The following is a 19,264-nucleotide window of genomic DNA, read 5'->3' as shown; positions in this document are numbered from 1 at the left end:
GTTCTGTTAAAAGTTCAGATTAATACTCAAACCGAAGCTACGCGTAGAAGGCAAGCTGAAGTTATCGGCATTCGTACCTCCGTTTCCGCTTGTGGTCAATGCAATTTCCGGATCATACGGAGCATCGCGGTAAATAAAGAAGAGATTTCGGCCGATCAAAGAAACGGTAGCCCCTTTGAACCAGTTCGTATTTTCAAACAAACGTGAAGGCAACGCATAAGCCAAAGAAAGTTCGCGCAAACGAATATTCGTCGCTTTATACATGGCAAATTCTGAAGCAGGAGCCGACTTGTAGAACAGCTGCGCATCGATCCTGTCAACCGGAGTTGAAGAAATCACTTTACCGTCTTTATCTAATATATTCTGAACAGCCGGAACCGAAAAACCGCCGTTATTGCGTGCATCTGCCGTCTGCTGGCTGCGTCCGGCAGCAGAAATCTTAGCCTCTGTCAAAGAAATCACATCACCGCCAAAGCGTCCATCAATGAGGAAGCCCAAAGTAAAGTCTTTATAACGAATCTCATTGCGCAGACCCATCAGGAATTTAGGATTAACATTGCCGATACGCTCTTCTTCTTTGGTCTTGGCAAGACTGAAATCCTTGTCTCCTTCTTTTTTGCTCAAGATAACCCGTCCCTGCTCGTCGCGCAGCAGACGCTCAGAATACATTTCACCCCACTCTTTGCCTTTGAACAGACGGTAATTGAATCCGCCTTTAGACAATGAAAGACCTTCTTTATCATACTGCTCCGGCAGGCTCAGAACCTTATTTTTATTCATTGAGAAATTCAGATAGCCGGTCCATTCAAAATCTTCCGTACGAATGGGAGTAAATCCGATGGTACCTTCAAAACCGCGGTTACGCACTTCACCGGCATTGATATAGTACTGGCTATAGCCGGTACCGGATGTATTGTCTACCAGGAAGTACTGGTTCTTCGTCTTCGTTTGATACCAGGCGAGGTCGAAAGTCAAACGGTTGTTCAGCATACGCAGGTTCAAACCCACTTCGAAAGAGTTCGAACGCTCGGGCTTGAGATCTGTAAACGGTTTGATCGTATTGGCTTTGATATCGCCACCATCGATCAATTCATCCAGCGGGTTGGTCAGCCCCCAAGGCATATCATTACCTACGGATGTCCAGCTGGCACGCAGCTTTCCGAAATTCATCCAATTCAGGCTATACCCCATATCCTTGAGCCATTTGCTAAAGATAACGGAGGTACCTACCGAAGGATAGAAGTAGCTGCGGTTAGAAGCGGGCAATGTAGAAGACCAGTCGTTACGGGCGGTTAAATCCAGATACATCACATCTTTCCATCCTAATGATGCAGTTGCAAAAACGGATTGCAATTGACGGTGTTCCTTTTTCTGATCCACACCGGGACGCCCACCCTTCAGATAGTTCTTAAAATGATAGATTCCGGGGATTTGCAAGTCACCCAGATTAATACTTTCCTTATAAATCTTATTGTCGGAAATACTGCTTCCCAGAGTGGCCATGACAGACAATCCATTGAAATCTTTATTGAGTTGCAGCATGGCATCGCCATAAGAATTAGCCGCATTATCGAAGTTATGATCGTAACGTCCGCCACGAGGACCGGAAGGGAATGCGGTAGCAGCCACCTTACGTTCGTTGGTAATCCAGCTGCGATCGTAGCTGCCACGAAGAATAAACTTCAAATATTCGGTAAGATTGAAAGTCAAATTCACTTTGGTGATACCCTTGTACAATTTGCTGGAGTAGTTATGGTTGTTTATCAACCAATACGGATTGTGATTGATGTCTCCGATAAATGCCCAGTTTTCACGAAGCATATTGGTTTTCGCATCCATCTTCTCATACTCATTCTTGTAAACCTGGAAGTTTTCATTACCATCAGGATACAGGTAAAGGCCGATCAGCGGGTTGAAATACTGTCCCGGAGCCGTAGGAGCATGGCTGATATTTTGCTTGGTCAAAGCCACAGAAGCATCGACATCCATAAATTTCTCAAAAAGGCTGGTGGTCGAACGCAGTGAAACGTTATGTTTTTCCAAACGGTTCTTATCAAGGATGCCACTGGCCGTGGTATTCTGGTAACTGAAGAAGTTTTGCAACTTTTCGGTACCGCCGGAAACGGTAACGCCATTAATAAAAGTCGTACCGGTTCTGAAAAAATCGCGGATAAAGTCGTTATTTATACTCTTCTTCGGGCCCCAACCTTCAGCCGTAACGGTTTCAGCTCCATCCACGCCCATACCGTACTGGTCCTGGAATTTATATGTCATATAAGGAACATCGGCCTGAAAACTGCTGTGAACAGAAACGGAAGTAACGCCGGCTTTACCGCGCTTGGTCGTAATCATAATTACACCGTTGGCAGCATGGCTACCATACAACGCAGCAGCAGAAGCACCTTTCAACACGTTGATGTCCTCAATATCATTAGGGTTGATAACAGCCAAACCGTCACCGACATCGATACCGCCGCCATAGCCTCCTTCACCGCCGGTTTGAGAGAACGCACCACTGTTGATAGGGGTGCCGTCTACCACATAAAGAGGCTGGTTATTACCATTGATGGAGCGATTACCGCGAAGCAATATTTTAACAGAGCTACCAACGCTGGAACCGGATCCGGAAACTTGCAGACCGGCAGTCTTACCGCTCAGGTTAGACAGGAAGTTCGTGCTGGGAACCTGCGTAAGAGCACTGCCATCTACTTTCTGTGTTGCATAAGGCAGACTCTTTTCCGAACGCTTTATACCCATGGCAGTCACAACTACGCCTTCCAACTGTGTGGCATCGCTAAGCAACTTAACATTAATGACAGTCTGATTTCCTAATGTTATTTTTTGCGTTTTATACCCGACATAGGAAAAAACGAGCACCTCACCGGGTGCGGCTTGAATTGAATAACGACCATCCAAGTCTGTTACAGCTCCTCGTGTATTATCATTCAAAACACGGATAGAAGCTTGAATCAACGGTTCGTTTTGTTCATCTGTCACAACACCGGTAACCGAACGCATTTGTGCGTTAGCTATACCAATGGCTGCAAACAGTAAAACAAAGAGCAAGTAAAAATTGCGTCTCTTCATAGTTATACTTTATTGATTAGTTTATAAAACATTTTTTGGCATCATCCAAAAACTTATTCCTCTCAAATAATTAGCGCCTAAACACTTAGGTTAAACCGGGCACAAATGTATGGAATTAAAATGCAAATGCAATAAAAAGTTCACCAAAACGAACTTATTTTATCATTTTCAGAAAAAAGCAGACTTGAAAAGAAGAAGAAAAAACAGAAAATATGTATCATCTAAAAATCTGTAAATAAAAGAATTACACACTTTTTAGAATCACAAAAAACAGCGAAAGAAAAAGAGTATTTGTTTTATTTAATTCGAAAAATGAGTTATTAAAATTATTTATTTATACCATCGAAAACCAATCTGTTTATTTTTATCGAATACCGGAATAGAACTCGTTAAACAAAAACAGACAGACATAATGGGGTGAAAATTCTTTTATTCTTGGGGATATTTTCAAGGTGACAAGATTTTTGTCAAACATTTTACCTTCTTGTATTTTCTGATAAAAGAAAAATAAGGAGATACTCGATAAGCCTGAAAAAGCGGCCTACGAGTATCTCCTTTCAATGTATTTGTATTTACTTATTATAAAAATCTACCGACGTTTGCGGGGATAAGTGGTAGAGAATAAGATCTCCGAAATAGTGGGGTGCGGAAATACGATACGGCTCAATTCGTCCACCGTCATCCCTTTTTCCACTGCAAGTGTGATGATGGTAATAAACTCGCTGCTCGTATTGCCCAACAAGTGTGCTCCGATAATTTTCTCTTCGGCATCTGTCAACACCTTGCAAATACCGTTTACCTGCTCGTTTTCTATGACAAAACGACCGCTGTACGACATGGGTAAACGCAACACTTGATAAGGGACATTATTCAGCTTGAGTTCGCGCTCCGTGGCTCCTACGGAAGAGACCTCGGGATCGGTGTAAACAATGGCGGGGATAGCCTTATAGCTCATCGCATCCTCCACACCCAGAAGATGGTGAACGGCCACCTGTCCCTCACGGCGCGCCACATGCGCCAGCAAAGCCTGTCCGGTAATATCGCCACAGGCATAGACATTCGGGTCGGAGGTTTGCATGTGCTCATTTACCGGCACTGCCCCACGCTCGGTTTTTATGCCTAAAGAGTCCAACCCCAACCCTTCGGTAACAGCCTTACGACCGACGCTGACCATAATTCGATCGCCGGGAATTTCTATACGCTCGCCCTCGGGCAGCTCGGCATAAACAACACCCGGAGCGACTTCCACCACTTTTGTGTTGAGATAGAACTTAACGCCACGCTTTTCGTAGGTCTTCATCAGCTCTTCCGAAAGTTCCTCATCCATAGGACCCAAAATCTTAGGCATCATCTCCACCACCGTAACCGGTACGCCCATGGTATTGAAGAACGAAACGAACTCCATGCCGATAACACCGCCGCCTATAACGGTCAGACTTTTCGGCAGCTCCTTACAATCCAGCGCCTCCTTATTCGTCCAGTAATCCACCTTATCCAAACCGGGAATGGGTGGAATGAAAGAACGACTCCCTGTGGCCAACAAAATATGTTTTGCCAGATAAGTTTCCCCCCCGGCATCGATACGATAGTTTCCATCGGTATCCTTGCCATTGAGTACGGCCTCGGCCATAACCAGCTCAACACCATGGTTTTTGAAATCGCCGCGGATACCGGCGGAGAATTTCTTGATGATCTTGTTTTTTCTGGCAATCAATTTATCCAGTGCCACTTCTATATTTTCCGCACTGACGGCATATTTGCGTCCGTCGGCACCGGCTTTATGATAAATATGTGCACTGTGGAGAATAGTCTTTGTGGGCACACATCCTTCGTTGAGGCATACGCCGCCCACATTATTTTTCTCGAAGATTATCGTTTTCAATCCGTTTGCAGAAGCATATTCGGCAGCATTATCTCCACCGGGGCCGGCACCGATTACGGCCAAATCGAAAATCGCAGTCATAATATTAATATGTTTTTACAAGGTTTATCCAAGATTTGCACGGCCATAAACACACTCACAGCCAAGTGAAAACAAACGTACGTATTTTATTCAAATAAAAGAATACTCCAAGGCGGATAAACCGTTTCCGTTTCCTGTCTCATTGTCATTATCCTGTAATTCCTGTCCAAGATTCTTTCCTGAAACGAAAAACGATTGTGTATCTCGTTTGAGGCCTTTTGGGGAATACAAAAAAATCCTCGTTTTACACAACCTCTCAGGCAAATGTAAAACGAGGAATTCAATGCTTACATATCGCAGGATATCTTCCCTCAAGAAACGCAATCTTTACCGGCAAAGATAGCCCGCAAGCAAGTTGTTGTTTTTAGAATGTATTTTGGAATACGCTGTTATCTTTCACATAAGAGGCCTGAAAAGTGATCGGCTTTCCAAAATCCTCCACGGTAACAGGGCGATCAAAATAATCTTTGATATTGCCGAACACATTGTCCGGGTGAGTATCCGGCAGCTTCTCATCGCCAATCACCATAACCCGTACCGTAGCTCTTGCCAGTATGGACCGGCTTTTCTTGCTCATGGGTTTATCTTTACTTTCGGACAAAGCTTCCTGAATGGCTTGCTTCAAATCACCGTATGAAACCGGCGACTCCACGATTGCCGTAACCTTTCGTCCGAATTCGACGGAACCGATATATACCAGTTCGTCTTCTCTTTTGACAATCTCGGGGTTTCGGTCTTTGTCATAAATTTTTCCGCTTTCAGGAAGATCCATAACCACGCTGAAATATGTTTGAGACATATCCACCATTACAGCTGTTTTTCGAGGCTTGGCGTCTTTCGATATGCCGAAAAATAAATCGGTATCGATCTTTTGCCCAAAAGATAATGAAAGGAAATCGTAAGATTTCAATTCCTTCAAAGAGAAAGAAAAAGAATGATTCGACTTAATTTTTCCGATACGCAACACTTTATCCCTTACAACATTCATCAGATTCTCATAAGAGGGAATAATCGTTTCAGACTTTACGGGCAAAGAGAAGAAACTGATGGTTACGGGAGAAGGTTCGACTTTCACGAACTTATATTCTTCGGTATTTATACTCTTATGCTCAAGAACAGCTCCTACAAATGTTTTTCCGGGATACTTGGAAACGAAGTCGATGGCTTTTCTTTCTGTTTGGGCATGCAAAGATAACCCTGTAAACAGCAATGCTGTTATGATGATTGTTTTTATTTTCATTTCCTTAAGATTTTATCGTTTACCCTCAAATACATAATTAACTTTCAGCAGCAAAGCAGAAGTTCCGGCGTTTTCGTTCATTTTTGCCTTCGTTCCATACATCTGCTCCATTATCATAAGGCTTCGTTGATCATTCTTACGGCTCTCTTTCAAAAAGACAACATTCAGCACAAACTGCTTATTGTCCGATTTATTCCCGCAATGCAACCACTCCCCGGTCGACTCGTCAAAAATATAAAGCTCGTTGTTTTTCCATTGAGATTTATATTTCTCCGCAACATCGTATTGCCTTAATACGGTTATGTGATCCTTCTCAAAACGAATCTCAACCGGACTTGTAATTTCCGGTATCTCGCCAAAGTATTCTTTCACCTTGTCTTCGGGCACATCCTGCACCGGTTTCCCCGAATTAAACTGCTTAAGCTCCACTACCTCAGAAGTTTTTAATTGTAGAGAGTATTCTGCCGGATCTTCCGGGCCGGGTGCAGGGTCATTCTTGGAATTGCATGAAGCAACCAGAAAACACAGACCCAAACAAAAAAACAGGAATGTATTTTTCATAAGATTTATAATTTAATTGAGTATTAGACTATTCCCTATTTCTACAGTATTTGCATACCCTCGAAATATATCTGACAAATATACATAAAAGGATATTGAGAAAAAGAAAAAACCGGATAGATCTGCTTTGTTTTTTGCAAACCATCCGGTTAAAAGGTTATTGAAATCGCTAAGAAAGAACAACAGCCGTACCGCTACAGCTCACCATCAGCATACTGCCGCCGGATCCGATCGTTTCATAGTCCAGATCGATACCCACCACAGCCGTGGCTCCCATGCGGGCAGCCTGAGCGCTCATTTCCTGCAAGGCCTGATCTTTGGCTTTACGAAGCACCTCTTCATAAGCTCCGGAGCGGCCTCCGAAAAAATCGGTTATCCCGGCTAAAAAATCTCTGATCACATTGGCGCCGATAATGGTTTCACCCGTTACCACACCCAAATATTCTCTTACAGGTCGCCCTTCAATAGTGGGCGTTGTACTCATTAACATAATCAGAAAAAGTTTTTAATTATTTTGTGCATAATACTTCTGACGCAGTTCGGCCACCGTGGGGTCGGTGATATAATCGTCGTAATCCATCATCTTGTCGATGATACCGCCCGGTGCCAGCTCTATAATCCGGTTAGCCACGGTTTGGATGAACTCGTGGTCATGGCTGGTAAAGAGCACGTTACCCTTAAAGGTTTTGAGCGTATTGTTGAATGCCTGTATAGACTCCAAGTCCAGATGGTTCGTAGGGCTGTCGAGAATCAGCACGTTGGCATTGCGCATCATCATCCTGGAAATCATGCAACGCATCTTCTCGCCTCCGCTGAGCACCGATGCTTTCTTCAGAATTTCCTCACCGCTGAACAGCATCCGCCCGAGGAAGCCTTTGATATACACCTCGTTGGTATCAGGCGAATACTGCGACAGCCAGTCCACAAGATTCATATCGGTATCGAAGAAAGCAGAGTTGTCCAAAGGCAAGTAAGCCGTGGTAATGGTCTGCCCCCATTCGAAAGTACCCTCTGTCGGTTTCTGATTATCATTAATAATCTCGAAAAGAGCGGTCATGGCACGGGGATCATGGCTGATAAAGACAATTTTATCGTCTTTCTCCACATTCAGGTTGAAATCTTTGAAGAGCAACGTACCATCATCGGCATGTGCGGTAAGGCCTTTAACCTCCAGGATCTTATTGCCGGGATCGCGCTCGGTGGTGAAGATAATACCCGGATAGCGACGACTGCTGGGCTTGATTTCCTCCACATTGAGTTTCTCCAGCATCTTCTTGCGGCTGGTGGTCTGCTTGCTTTTGGCCACATTGGCGCTGAAGCGGCGGATAAATTCTTCGAGTTCCTTTTTCTTCTCTTCCGCTTTCTTGTTCTGCTGCTGTTGCTGACGCAGAGCCAACTGGCTGCTCTCGTACCAGAAGCTGTAGTTACCGGCAAAGAGCTGCACACGACCGAAGTCGATATCTACGGTATGTGTACATACGGAGTCGAGGAAGTGGCGGTCGTGGCTGACGATGAGAACGGTTTGCTCACACTCCGACAGATAATTTTCCAGCCATGCCACCGTATCGAGGTCCAAGTCATTGGTCGGCTCGTCCAGCAAAAGATTATCGGGTTTACCGAACAGTGCACGCGCCAGCAGCACACGCACTTTTTGCTTACCGCTTAAATCTTTCATGAGCGAGTAGTGCACACTTTCGGGGATGCCCAAACCGCTAAGCAAGGCGGCGGCATCGCTTTCAGCATTCCATCCCTCCATTTCGGCAAACTTATCTTCCAGCTCTGCCACGCGGTTTCCATCTTCATCGCTGAAATCGGGCTTGGCGTAAAGGGCATTCTTCTCTTCGATAATCGACCACAAAACAGTATGCCCCATCATTACGGTATCCAACACGGTAAACTCATCGAAAGCGAAGTGATCCTGAGCCAGAACGGACAGGCGTTCGCCCGGCCCCATGCTCACAGAGCCTCGCGTGGGGTCCAACTCTCCACTGATCACACGGAGCAGTGTGGACTTGCCCGCACCGTTGGCGCCGATCACACCATAACAATTACCGGGGGTAAATTTCAAATTGACATCCTGAAAGAGTATGCGTTTACCAAACTGCACACTTAACTCATTAACTGCTATCATAATATAAATTGGGATTTTTCTTTTGCAAAGGTAACAAAAAGCCACGCACCTCACCGAATGCTCCTTCGTTCTCTTGCCGGAAAGATGCCGTAATTAAGGGAAGTCCGGCATAAACGATACGACTGTAGCAGTCGGTACATACCCTTTTACTTTGAATTCACGTTAACCGAAAAAAAATGTCTTGTTTTGCATGGTGAAAATTCTCTGCCTGATGGTTGAAAATTCTTCAGGCAAAGAAAAAAAATCCAAGTTAACTTCGTTGAAAATCCTTTGCCTGAAGAATTTTTATCCTTTGCGCTACGGCTTTTTACTCTCTGCCTGTGCTATTTTGAAATACTGCTTTCGGAAGTGAGAAGCCATGATTCAATATTTCAGAGCAGCCGCAATCCGCTATCGCCAGCCATACCGTTTATACAAAAAGAGCCACAACCATGACGCTGCGGCTCTACTCTTTTACAAAATTTTCTTTCAGTAAACGATGATTTCGTCTGCAAACAGGAAGTAATTTTTGATTTTGGACTGTACGGCTTTCATACGGACATAACGCGCTTCTGCAGTAGTGTTGAACTTAAAGACCTCGAAGCGAAGGTTTACATCATCGATATCCACCGTTGTGGGTATTTGTCCCAAAGAAGTAAAATTTTTACCATCGGCACTGATCCAGGCTTCCACGGTTTCCGGCATATAAACCCAGGCTCCTTTGGCCTGCATAAATTTGGCACATACGGAATTGATCGGTTGCACAGAGACTAAATCGACGGTGACATCCATCGTTTCCGTGAAGCCCTGCCAACGTTTATCCAGATAAGTCCAGCTGCCGCGATAGCCATCGGTCAAAGCCATTGCCCCGCCTGCGGGATAGCCTCTGTCGAATTTACAATTATACCGTACAGGTTTACCCAACGCTTTGTGGTAGTCGGCAAAGAAAGGTACCGGATCGAAAAGCGGTTTGTCTCCATCGAAAAGCTGAACCATCAGTTTGGCCGAATCTTTTACGATAATCGCCGAATCGTAAAGAGGCGACTGCGCCGTGGGAGCGGTACCATCGAGCGTATAACGCAACGTACTGGGTCTTTTTTCGGTATCGGCATAAATACGGATCTCTTTTTTCAAGGTGTCTACTTCCATGCTGAGGTCGATGTTCTTCAGCGGAAACGCATTGATGCCTTTTTCGAGCATCTTTGCCGTATGTACATTGGCACGGGAAAGAAAGTTATCGAAATCCTTCTTATCCTTTGGCGTCCATAACACTTCGGCCAAAGCTAAAGCACGCGGCCAGGTCATATAGGCAGCATGCTTTTCGTCCACGACATACTCCGTCCACAAGTTGCCCTGTGCCCCCAGAATATACTGATGCTCTTCGGCTGTGAGATCCACTGGTTCGGGGTCGTAAGCATAAACCCTTTTCAACGGATTATAACCGCCGATGGCTTTGGGTTCGGTGGCCGGATTGCCCTGATAGAAATCGAAATAGAGCGGATTACCCGGCGTCATAATCACATGATGCCCCATGCGTGCGGCCGTCTTACCGCCCTCTTCGCCCCGCCAGCTCATAACGGTGGCATTAGGAGCCAAACCGCCTTCGAGAATCTCATCCCAACCGATAATCTCGCGCCCCTTGCCGTTCAGATACTTTTCAATGCGTTTAACGGCGTAGCTTTGCAGTTCGTCTACGTCTTTCAACCCTTCGGCTCTCATCAGAGCCTGACATTTCGGACAGCTCTTCCAATGCCACTTACCGGCTTCATCACCGCCGATATGGATGTATTTGCTTGGAAACAACGCCATCGTTTCATCAAGGATATTCTCTAAAAACTCAAAGGTTTTGGGATTGCCGATACAGAAATCGCTACAGTCGTGATCCCAGCGCCCCAGACAGTTCAACTCGGGATATGCGGCAAAAACCTCATTGCTGTGCCCCGGCAATTCGATTTCGGGAATGACTGTGATGTACCGGTCGGCGGCAAATCGTACGACTTCTCTGATCTCATCCTGTGTATAGTAACCGCCATAGCTACCGGGAGTACCCGTTTCTACAAACTTGCGATCGCCTTTAGACCACCATTCGTCCCAATCGGAAACCATACGTGCCTGTGCCTTTTGCGTGAGCAACGGATATTTTTCAGACTCCATACGCCAGCCGCCACCATCGGTGAGATGCCAGTGAAAACGGTTGTATTTGTAAGAAGCCATCAGATCCAACATCTCTTTGATATAAGCTATGCTCATAAAGTGGCGCGACACATCGAGATGCAAACCGCGATATTCGAAACGAGGTTCGTCCATGATCCCGGCATAATGCACACGGCCTTCGGCATCGGTCAGCTGCAGCAGTGTCTGCATACCATAAAAAAGACCTTGTGTGGAGGATGCCTGCAATTTGATGCCTTGCTTATCTGCAACAAGACGGTAACCTTCTGTAGAAATCCCGGGCTCGGAAATCAGCTCCAGCAGAATATCAGCCTTACCCGCCTTTCCCTTACGAGGCTCGATGCCGGAAACATCTTTAATTCCTCTGATCAGAAGATCGGCCAGCCTGTTCATCTCCGTAGCGGTGGAGTCGGTTTCGCCACCGATCGCTACGGTGCTGCCCTTAAGATTGAAAGCGCCGGATGCCAGCTCCACCTGTGCCGGCATCGGTATCAAAGACGGTTCCGAGAGCGGTTTGCTCTGCTTGCTGCATGCAGAAAAGAGAAATAAAGCTACGGATGTCAGTAAAAAAAGAAATCGTTTATTCATAAAACTTTAACTGATTTTAGGATAGTGTTTATAAAGATATTTAATTTATTCTGCCTGACCGCATCCGAAGTCCTGTACCGCAACCCCCGGAAAAAAAGAAACCCTTTCGATCGGCCGCTCGCAGCTTCTCGAAAGGGAGATCTTTTTACTCAAAAGTATCGAACTGCACTCCGGATTAAAGTCTGCTGCCGAAAACTTCACTCAGGCGTTTATGCTCGGCGCCGATCTGTTTTTGCAACAGAGGGGTGGCAGGGATGAGAGGCAGTCGCAGTTCGTTGTGGTCGATAAGCCCCATCTGATAAAGCAACGTCTTGATACCGGCAGGATTTCCGTTAACAAAAAGAAGTTTATTCATTTCGGCCAATTCGCAATTGATGCTTTTGGCCGTTTCCCAATCGCCATCCATAGCCGAATGAATCAATCGGCCGAAAATCCGGGGATAGGCATTGCCGATGACAGAGATCACCCCCCTTGCTCCGTCTTCAATAAAAGGAACAGAAAGGTTGTCGTCACCCGAAAGGATTCTGAAGTCCTCACGGTTCAGCCCCCGGGCAATAGCCTGTACCTGCTCGCGCATGCCGCTGGCCTCCTTGATACCCACGATATTTTTGTGCCTGTCGGCCAGACGAAGAGTCGTTTCGGGCAGCATGTTCATACCCGTGCGACCGGGGATATTGTATAGAATAATCGGAAGCGGACAAGCTTCGGCAAAGAGGGAAAAGTGTCTGAAAATACCCTCTTGCATGGGTTTGTTATAGTAAGGAACAACGGAAAGAATACCGTTCACTTTGCGGGTGTCCATCGTCCGTATACGCTCGACGACATGGCGGGTATCGTTGCTGCCTAATCCCATGACTATGGGTATCTCTCCTCCGGTGGCTTCGTATGCGCAATCGATGATAAAATCACGCTCGTCACGGTCTATACAGGGAGACTCTCCTGTGGAGCCGTGGAGAACAAAGAAATCTACACCTCTTTCTTTTTGATACTCCACAAGGCGGCTTAAAGAGGTGCAGTCCAAAGAGCCGTCTTGTTTGAATGGCGTTACCAAAGCCACGCCTAAGCCTTCGAATAATTGAAATTCGTTCATTTTCTTTCTTACGTTCCTTATATATCTGAATAGAATACAAAAATAGTTTTTTGAAGCATATTAATTTTATTTTCAGCCGCATATCTACAATTCGAGTTATCGAGAAAGACAAAATGCCTTCTTTCGCAAAGGAAGTACAGAATGAAAACCGGTAGAAATGAGGAGATTAGTTATCTTTGTTGCTAAGATGATGAATGTGCCCGTATTTTCAAATCGAGAGAGACGTAAAAGCTGTCCCTTACCCTAAGACATACAGCAGAAAAACGGGCAATGCGACATAATAATAAGACGATAACATCAATGAAATATAAGTTAGACACGGACGGAGCCAAACTGACGAGCGAAGGAGCCCGGGAGACTCATAAACAGCCGTTAAGCAGTTACGATTGGATGCATGGTATACCGGAAAGTCTCCATGAGGAGAATAATCTGGTAGAAGTGCAATTTAAGAACACGCGCAAAGGGTATTATATCAACAGCGAAGGGCTGGAACTGCACAAAGGAGACTGGGTGACGGTGGAGGCTTCGCCCGGCCATGACATAGGGCGGGTAACATTGACGGGGCGGCTGGTTCCTCATGCGATGAAACTCCACCATTTCAATACCGAGCGCAACGAAATACGCCGAATTTACCGTCTGGCCAAACCGTATGATCTGGAACGGATGTACGAGGCCAAAAGCCGCGAACACGACACGATGATCGAGACCCGCCAGATTGCAGCCAAATTAGGTCTGGAAATGAAAATCGGCGATGTGGAATATCAGGCGGACGGCAGTAAAGCCATTTTCTACTATATAGCCGACGGAAGAGTGGATTTCAGACAGTTGATCCGCGTGCTGGCGGATACGTTCCATATCCGTGTGGAAATGAAACAAATCGGGGCACGTCAGGAGGCCGGACGCATCGGAGGCATCGGTCCCTGCGGCAGACAGCTCTGCTGCTCGGCATGGATGACCAACTTCATGTCCGTCAACACCAGTGCGGCACGCATACAGGATTTGTCCATGAATCCGCAAAAGCTGACAGGGCAATGTGCGAAGCTGAAATGCTGCATGAACTTTGAAGTGGACAGCTATCTGGATGCTCAAAAAAAGATGCCCAGTCCGGAAATTGTACTGCACACGAAAAAAGGAGATTTCTACCATTTCAAAAGCGATATTTTTCACCGTCAGATTACTTACAGTACGGAAAAGAACGCCCCGGTAAATCTGGTTACCATTCCGGTAAAACGCGTATTCGATATTATCAACATGAACAAGCGCAACGAGCTGCCGGAGACTATCGGTATTGAAAATCCGGAGCAGAAAACGGGGAAAAAGCCGGTGGATATCCTGGATGAAAACAGCCTGACCCGTTTTGATGCGCAAATGGACGACAAACGCAGCAACCGAAACAGTAAGAGAAAACGGAATAACGGCAATCAACCGCCTGTAAGCGAGGGGCAGAAAACGACCAATAACGGAAACAAACCGAACAATGGCGGACGTCAACTCCGAAACGACGGGGAAAATACCTCACCGGCACATCAGGGCAACGAACGCAGGCGAAACAACACTCCCAACAGGCATCCGCAAACCGGCAACGGGGGGGGAAGGCCCATGCATGGAGCGGCCAATGATATGCCACGATCGGCACGTCCCTATAACAACGGGAGCAGAGAACGCAACAACCGCAACCCCCAACTTCCGAAAAACAAAAAGGAACAATAAGTTCAGCCCCCTGCCGTCATGATGTCTCAACACCTCTTTCGGTTAAAATCTTTGGCATGCAGCCTGTCGGTCTTCTTGATAGCCACAGGCATACCTGCTTGCAGGAAGCCGCCTACACCTGCGGAGGAAACTATTCTTTTCAAAGGGCTGGAGCAGGGACGGTGGCATGCGGAAGAAAATCTGGATTACGAATTATTCGTTCCCTGTAAAGGAAACACCTACCGAATAGAACTGATCTTGCGCACAGACAACCGTTATCCGAAAGGTTATATCAACATAGCTTCTTCTTTACAGCGTGACTTGTATTACAATCGCAAAGACACACTGCGGCTGACACTGGCTTCGGAAGCCGGGAAATGGATCGGCAAAGGGGTGGCCGTATCCGAACTGCGAACGGTGCTGTATCACTCCATTTCACCTCCCCTGGCAGGCATCTATAAACTGAGCGTCAAGCCGGCAGGCGACAGCACGCTGTACGGCGTACAGACCGTGGGCATCAGGATGCTCTGTACCTACGATGCAGCGGGAAAAGCCAAAAAGCCCCGATAGTTTCCGTAGACGTTATGCACAAAACCCAACAGCCTTAAGTAGTAAGTCTTTACAGATTAAGGATTTGACTTGTAGCAGTTTTTAATTACTATTATCTTTGTATAGATTTTATATTATCCACACTAAGAACATTAAGAAGAAATGACAAAAGCAGTAGGCAATCTTATTCCGCGTACATTCTTTACCACAAAAGGCAGCGGCGAATCCGACCTGGAAATTCATGCCGGTTCGTACCACATGGCTCTCTTCGATGCCGGTATATCGGACTTCAATATTATGACATATTCGTCTGTATTACCCGCCACTGCGCATCTGGTAAGTATGGACGAAGTGGATTTACCTCCTTTTGGCTCGGAGATGAAAACGATTATGGCCGTTTCCCACGGTCAGCAAGACGAGTTTATCTCGGCCGGACTGGTTTATGCCTGGATGTATGCCGACGAAAACTTCGACGAAAAAGTCGGCGGTCTGGTATGCGAAGTTAGCGGGCGTTACCGCATCGAGGAGCTTGAAGCTCGTTTGATCAGGGTAATCAACGACCTGCATATCCGCACCTATTCTCAGTACTATCTGGGTGAACTGAATTTCATTACTGAGGGTATGACCATCGAAAAGCGCTACGGTACGGCCCTGGCCGCTCTTTGTTTTATGGACTTCGATCTGCCGGAGTCTACTGTCAGTGGAACAAAATAAGAACAATCGAATGATAAACTCGAGCTATCGCGTCAAACAGCGGTGGCTCGAGTTTTTTATTACCCGTACTTTCCTCAATATCCACCATCTATGATTGCCAAACAAACATACCGTTATACAATAATTGCTCTTTTCTTATTGATCGGGATACCGGGCTTGTCTTCGTGTCGTAAAAATCCCTCTTTCAATGCCGCTCTATATGTCGACCCTCTCATCGGCACAGACTCCGTGGGCACTGTCTTTCCGGGGGCATCCGCACCTTTCGGCATGGTACAGCTAAGCCCGGACAACGGGCATGGCGGTTGGCATCACATTGCAGGCTACTACTACCCCGACAGCCTGATCGCCTCTTTCAGTCATACGCATCTGAGCGGTACGGGAGCAGGAGATATGTACGATATTGCTTTCATGCCGGTAACACTGCCCGCATTGCATAGCAGTGAAGTTGTCGGCGGCTACTACGCACGTTTCTCCCATGATGACGAGCAGTGCCATGCCGGTTATTACAGCGTACTTCTAAAGCCATACGATATACGGGTGGAACTTACAGCAACGACCCGTGCCGGGGTGCAGCAGTACACGTTTCTCAACGGTGCGGACTCGGCCATGATCCGTTTGGATCTGGGGCGTGCCATCAACTGGGACCGAACGACGGACAGCCACATTGTACAAATCGATCGAACAACATTGCAGGGGTATCGTTTCTCCGATGGATGGGCACGCAATCAGAAAGTATTTTTTTATTGCCGTCTGAGCGTCGCTCCGGATTCCATTGCGCTTTTTGAAGAAAAGATCACAGATGACAAAGGAAATGAAACAGATGCCAAACGTTCGTACGCTCATCTCTATTATTACAACCTGCCCCCAAAGGCCAAAATCGTAGTGAACACAGCTATCAGCGGAGTGGACGAAGCCGGAGCAAAAGCCAATCTGCTGACAGAAGCACCTGAAACGGATTTTGAGAAAATCAGACAAGAAACAGAAACAGAGTGGCAGCGGCAGTTGAGTTGTATTCGCGTGGAAGGGGCTTCCAAGGAAGAGCTGGTGAAACTGTACACAGCTCTATACCGTGCCAAGATCTGCCCTACGACTTACAGCGATACGGACGGGCGATACCTCGGGGCCGACAGGGCAATACACCGTCCGGATTCGGGACAGGTACATTACAGCACCTTCTCGCTGTGGGATACCTATCGGGCAGCTCACCCGCTATTGGAGCTTATAAATACAAAGGAACAGGCGGATATGATACACTCCCTGATCGATTTCGGGGAACAGAACCAAAGCATCCTGCCGGTTTGGAATATGTGGGCTTCGGAAACGGATATGATGATCGGACATCACTCCATTCCGGTTATTGTTTCAGGTATCATCAAAGGGGTGACCTCCATAGCTCCGGAGAGACTGAAACCTCTGCTTACAGGCACAACCAACAGAGATGGTTACCGCGGAATGGACAGCTACCGCAGACTTGGCTACGTAGCGCAGAATAACGAACACGAAAGCGTTTCCAAAACATTGGAATACGCCTGTAACGATGCAGCCGTACAGGCATGGGCCAAGCACGCCGGAGATGAAAAGATGGCAGCCGAATATGCCTCCCGAAGTCAAAACTACCGGAATCTCTGGCTGCCGGAGCGGGGCTTTTTCGCTCCCCGAAAAGCAGATGGCTCTCGAGTAGAGCCGTTCAATCCGTTTGCCTATACCGAGGATTATACCGAGAGCAATGCCTACCAATATCTTTTCTCGGTTCAGCATGACACCAGGGGGCTGATGGAATTGATGGGAGGCAGGGAAGCTTTCGGAAAGAGACTGGACGAGTTTTTCTTCTCCGCCACTCCCGACAGTATCCGCTTGCCGATATTCTCCACCGGCATGATCGGGCAATACCCGCATGGCAACGAACCGGCACATCATGTTCTATTCCTCTACAATCAGGCGCGTCAGCCATGGAAAGCCACGGATATAAGCCGTAAGATACTGCAGGATTTCTACACAACGCAGCCGGATGGCCTCTGCGGCAATGAAGATTGCGGGCAAATGAGTGCATGGTACGTCTTCACCTCTTTGGGTTTCTACCCGGTGGATCCCGTTTCGGGACAGTACGAGCTTGTCAGCCCGCTTTATCCACGGTCGGAAATCACACTGCAAAACGGGAAGAAAATAAAAATCACGGCACGCAATCTCTCTGCCGAAAACATCTATATCGAATCCGTTACGGTGAACGGGACCCCCTGGCGTCAGTCTTACATCACTTACGACTGTATAAAAAACGGAGTCGAGATTGTTTTCAACATGACAGCGGAGAAAGGGAAAATATGGTATTAGCCAACGGTAAAGCTTGGTTGGTATATTAAATTGCTATCTTTGTGGAGATAAGCATCTAATGCTTTATAAACCACTGTTTTTTTAGAATAACTAAGATTATACACTTTATAATAAAGAAACATTAACCAATGGAAAACAAGAAAATTGACTGGTCATCTCTGACCTTCGGTTATGTGCCCACCAACTACAACGTGCGCATGTATTATCGTAACGGCAAATGGGGCGAACTGGAAGTAAGCTCTGAAACAAGCATCAACATCCCCATGGCAGCAACCTGCTTGCACTACGGACAGGAAGCGTTCGAGGGTATGAAAGCTTTCCGTGGCAAAGACGGTAAAATCCGTATTTTCCGCCCCGAAGAAAATGCAGCCCGCCTGCAAAGTTCTTCCCGCGGCATCATGATGCCCGAATTGCCTACGGACTTGTTTATCAATGCCGTTAAGCGCGTCATCGAGTTGAACGAAGAGTTTGTTCCTCCCTACGGAACAGGGGCATCTTTGTATATCCGTCCTCTTTTGCTCGGCCTGAGCCAGCAAGTCGGCGTTAAACCCGCAGCCGAATACCTGTTCATGATCTTCGTAACCCCCGTAGGCCCTTACTTCAAAGAAGGTTTCAAACCGACCCCTATGGCCATTATGCGTGGTTATGACCGTGCGGCTCCTCTGGGCACCGGTACGATTAAAGTGGGGGGTAACTATGCCGCCAGTTTGAAAGCCGGCGTACTGGCTCATGAAAAAGGTTACAGCGCAGTTATTTTCTTGGATGCCAAACATAAAGAATACATCGACGAGTGCGGCCCGGCCAACTTCTTCGGTATCAAAAACAACACGTATATCACTCCGAAAAGCACCTCTATCCTTCCTTCCATCACCAATAAGAGCCTCATGCAAATTGCAGAGGATATGGGAATGAAAGTAGAGCGTCGCGAAATACACGTGGACGAACTTTCTACATTCGAAGAAGCCGGCGCTTGCGGCACCGCTGCCGTTATCAGCCCGATCGAACGCATCGACGACCTCGATGAGCACAAAAGCTATATCATCTCAAAAGACGGTAAGGCCGGTCCTACCTGCGAGAAGCTATACAATAAGCTCCGTGCCATTCAATACGGCGAAGAACCCGATACACACAATTGGGTTATGATTTTGGACTAAACAAATCTTCAGACACAAA

The 19,264-nt window shown here is 46.7% G+C and carries 13 protein-coding genes; 5 read left to right on the top strand and 8 right to left on the bottom strand.

From position 1 onward, the window contains the following. Positions 1-6: 6 nt before the first annotated feature. The 8 genes from A3GI_RS10260 to dapA form a co-directional block, all read right to left on the bottom strand. Positions 7-3,087: a SusC/RagA family TonB-linked outer membrane protein gene (locus tag A3GI_RS10260; RefSeq protein ID WP_018359785.1), complete on the bottom strand. Its 3,081-nt coding sequence runs from the start codon at positions 3,085-3,087 to the stop codon at positions 7-9. 589 nt (positions 3,088-3,676) lie between these two features. Next, a complete protein-coding gene (lpdA, locus tag A3GI_RS0101870) occupies positions 3,677-5,050 on the bottom strand; it encodes a dihydrolipoyl dehydrogenase (RefSeq protein ID WP_018359783.1) in 1,374 nt (457 codons plus the stop codon). Positions 5,051-5,414: 364 nt separating this feature from the next. After that, a complete protein-coding gene (locus A3GI_RS0101865; protein WP_018359782.1) occupies positions 5,415-6,290 on the bottom strand; it encodes a thiol-activated cytolysin family protein in 876 nt (291 codons plus the stop codon). Positions 6,291-6,302: 12 nt separating this feature from the next. Beyond that, positions 6,303-6,851 (bottom strand): hypothetical protein, encoded by a 549-nt coding sequence (locus tag A3GI_RS0101860; RefSeq protein ID WP_018359781.1) that lies wholly within the window; start codon positions 6,849-6,851, stop codon positions 6,303-6,305. A gap of 169 nt (positions 6,852-7,020) precedes the next feature. Beyond that, complete coding sequence (locus A3GI_RS0101850; RefSeq protein WP_025079325.1) at positions 7,021-7,341, bottom strand: heavy metal-binding domain-containing protein; 321 nt, start codon at positions 7,339-7,341, stop codon at positions 7,021-7,023. Positions 7,342-7,356: 15 nt separating this feature from the next. Beyond that, complete coding sequence (locus A3GI_RS0101845; protein ID WP_018359779.1) at positions 7,357-8,982, bottom strand: ABC-F family ATP-binding cassette domain-containing protein; 1,626 nt, start codon at positions 8,980-8,982, stop codon at positions 7,357-7,359. A 468-nt stretch (positions 8,983-9,450) separates the two neighbouring features. After that, positions 9,451-11,721: a glycoside hydrolase family 20 protein gene (locus A3GI_RS0101835; RefSeq protein WP_018359777.1), complete on the bottom strand. Its 2,271-nt coding sequence runs from the start codon at positions 11,719-11,721 to the stop codon at positions 9,451-9,453. Between the two features lie 175 nt (positions 11,722-11,896). Then, the gene (gene dapA, locus A3GI_RS0101830; protein ID WP_018359776.1) at positions 11,897-12,811 is read right to left on the bottom strand and encodes a 4-hydroxy-tetrahydrodipicolinate synthase; all 915 of its coding nucleotides are present in this window, start codon (positions 12,809-12,811) and stop codon (positions 11,897-11,899) included. A 300-nt stretch (positions 12,812-13,111) separates the two neighbouring features. Between dapA and A3GI_RS0101825 the strand changes: the two genes are divergently transcribed. The 5 genes from A3GI_RS0101825 to A3GI_RS0101805 all read left to right on the top strand — a co-directional run bounded on the left by A3GI_RS0101825 (position 13,112) and on the right by A3GI_RS0101805 (position 19,245). Beyond that, a complete protein-coding gene (locus tag A3GI_RS0101825; RefSeq protein ID WP_018359775.1) occupies positions 13,112-14,521 on the top strand; it encodes a PSP1 domain-containing protein in 1,410 nt (469 codons plus the stop codon). Between the two features lie 18 nt (positions 14,522-14,539). Continuing rightward, positions 14,540-15,070 carry a gliding motility lipoprotein GldH family protein gene (locus A3GI_RS0101820; RefSeq protein ID WP_025003404.1) on the top strand — a complete coding sequence of 177 codons (531 nt, stop codon included), beginning with the start codon at positions 14,540-14,542 and terminating at the stop codon, positions 15,068-15,070. 141 nt (positions 15,071-15,211) lie between these two features. Further along, the gene (locus A3GI_RS0101815; RefSeq protein ID WP_018359773.1) at positions 15,212-15,763 is read left to right on the top strand and encodes a pyruvoyl-dependent arginine decarboxylase; all 552 of its coding nucleotides are present in this window, start codon (positions 15,212-15,214) and stop codon (positions 15,761-15,763) included. A 90-nt stretch (positions 15,764-15,853) separates the two neighbouring features. Continuing rightward, on the top strand, positions 15,854-18,091 hold the full coding sequence (locus A3GI_RS0101810) for a GH92 family glycosyl hydrolase (RefSeq protein WP_018359772.1): 2,238 nt from the start codon (positions 15,854-15,856) through the stop codon (positions 18,089-18,091). A 128-nt stretch (positions 18,092-18,219) separates the two neighbouring features. Next, the gene (locus A3GI_RS0101805; RefSeq protein WP_018359771.1) at positions 18,220-19,245 is read left to right on the top strand and encodes a branched-chain amino acid aminotransferase; all 1,026 of its coding nucleotides are present in this window, start codon (positions 18,220-18,222) and stop codon (positions 19,243-19,245) included. Positions 19,246-19,264 lie beyond the last annotated feature (19 nt).

The organism is Porphyromonas macacae DSM 20710 = JCM 13914 (assembly GCF_000379945.1).
Lineage (GTDB): Bacteria > Bacteroidota > Bacteroidia > Bacteroidales > Porphyromonadaceae > Porphyromonas > Porphyromonas macacae.
Note: the sequence above shows the minus strand (reverse complement) of the source record. Positions and strands in the feature narration are given on the sequence as shown.

Bases quoted from the DNA above. Each gene is read 5' to 3' on its own strand.
- A3GI_RS10260 (WP_018359785.1), bottom strand. From the start codon at position 3,087: ATGAAGAGACGCAATTTTTACTTGCTCTTTGTTTTACTGTTTGCAGCC.
- lpdA (WP_018359783.1), bottom strand. From the start codon at position 5,050: ATGACTGCGATTTTCGATTTGGCCGTAATCGGTGCCGGCCCCGGTGGA.
- A3GI_RS0101865 (WP_018359782.1), bottom strand. From the start codon at position 6,290: ATGAAAATAAAAACAATCATCATAACAGCATTGCTGTTTACAGGGTTA.
- A3GI_RS0101860 (WP_018359781.1), bottom strand. From the start codon at position 6,851: ATGAAAAATACATTCCTGTTTTTTTGTTTGGGTCTGTGTTTTCTGGTT.
- A3GI_RS0101850 (WP_025079325.1), bottom strand. From the start codon at position 7,341: ATGTTAATGAGTACAACGCCCACTATTGAAGGGCGACCTGTAAGAGAA.
- A3GI_RS0101845 (WP_018359779.1), bottom strand. From the start codon at position 8,982: ATGATAGCAGTTAATGAGTTAAGTGTGCAGTTTGGTAAACGCATACTC.
- A3GI_RS0101835 (WP_018359777.1), bottom strand. From the start codon at position 11,721: ATGAATAAACGATTTCTTTTTTTACTGACATCCGTAGCTTTATTTCTC.
- dapA (WP_018359776.1), bottom strand. From the start codon at position 12,811: ATGAACGAATTTCAATTATTCGAAGGCTTAGGCGTGGCTTTGGTAACG.
- A3GI_RS0101825 (WP_018359775.1), top strand. From the start codon at position 13,112: ATGAAATATAAGTTAGACACGGACGGAGCCAAACTGACGAGCGAAGGA.
- A3GI_RS0101820 (WP_025003404.1), top strand. From the start codon at position 14,540: ATGATGTCTCAACACCTCTTTCGGTTAAAATCTTTGGCATGCAGCCTG.
- A3GI_RS0101815 (WP_018359773.1), top strand. From the start codon at position 15,212: ATGACAAAAGCAGTAGGCAATCTTATTCCGCGTACATTCTTTACCACA.
- A3GI_RS0101810 (WP_018359772.1), top strand. From the start codon at position 15,854: ATGATTGCCAAACAAACATACCGTTATACAATAATTGCTCTTTTCTTA.
- A3GI_RS0101805 (WP_018359771.1), top strand. From the start codon at position 18,220: ATGGAAAACAAGAAAATTGACTGGTCATCTCTGACCTTCGGTTATGTG.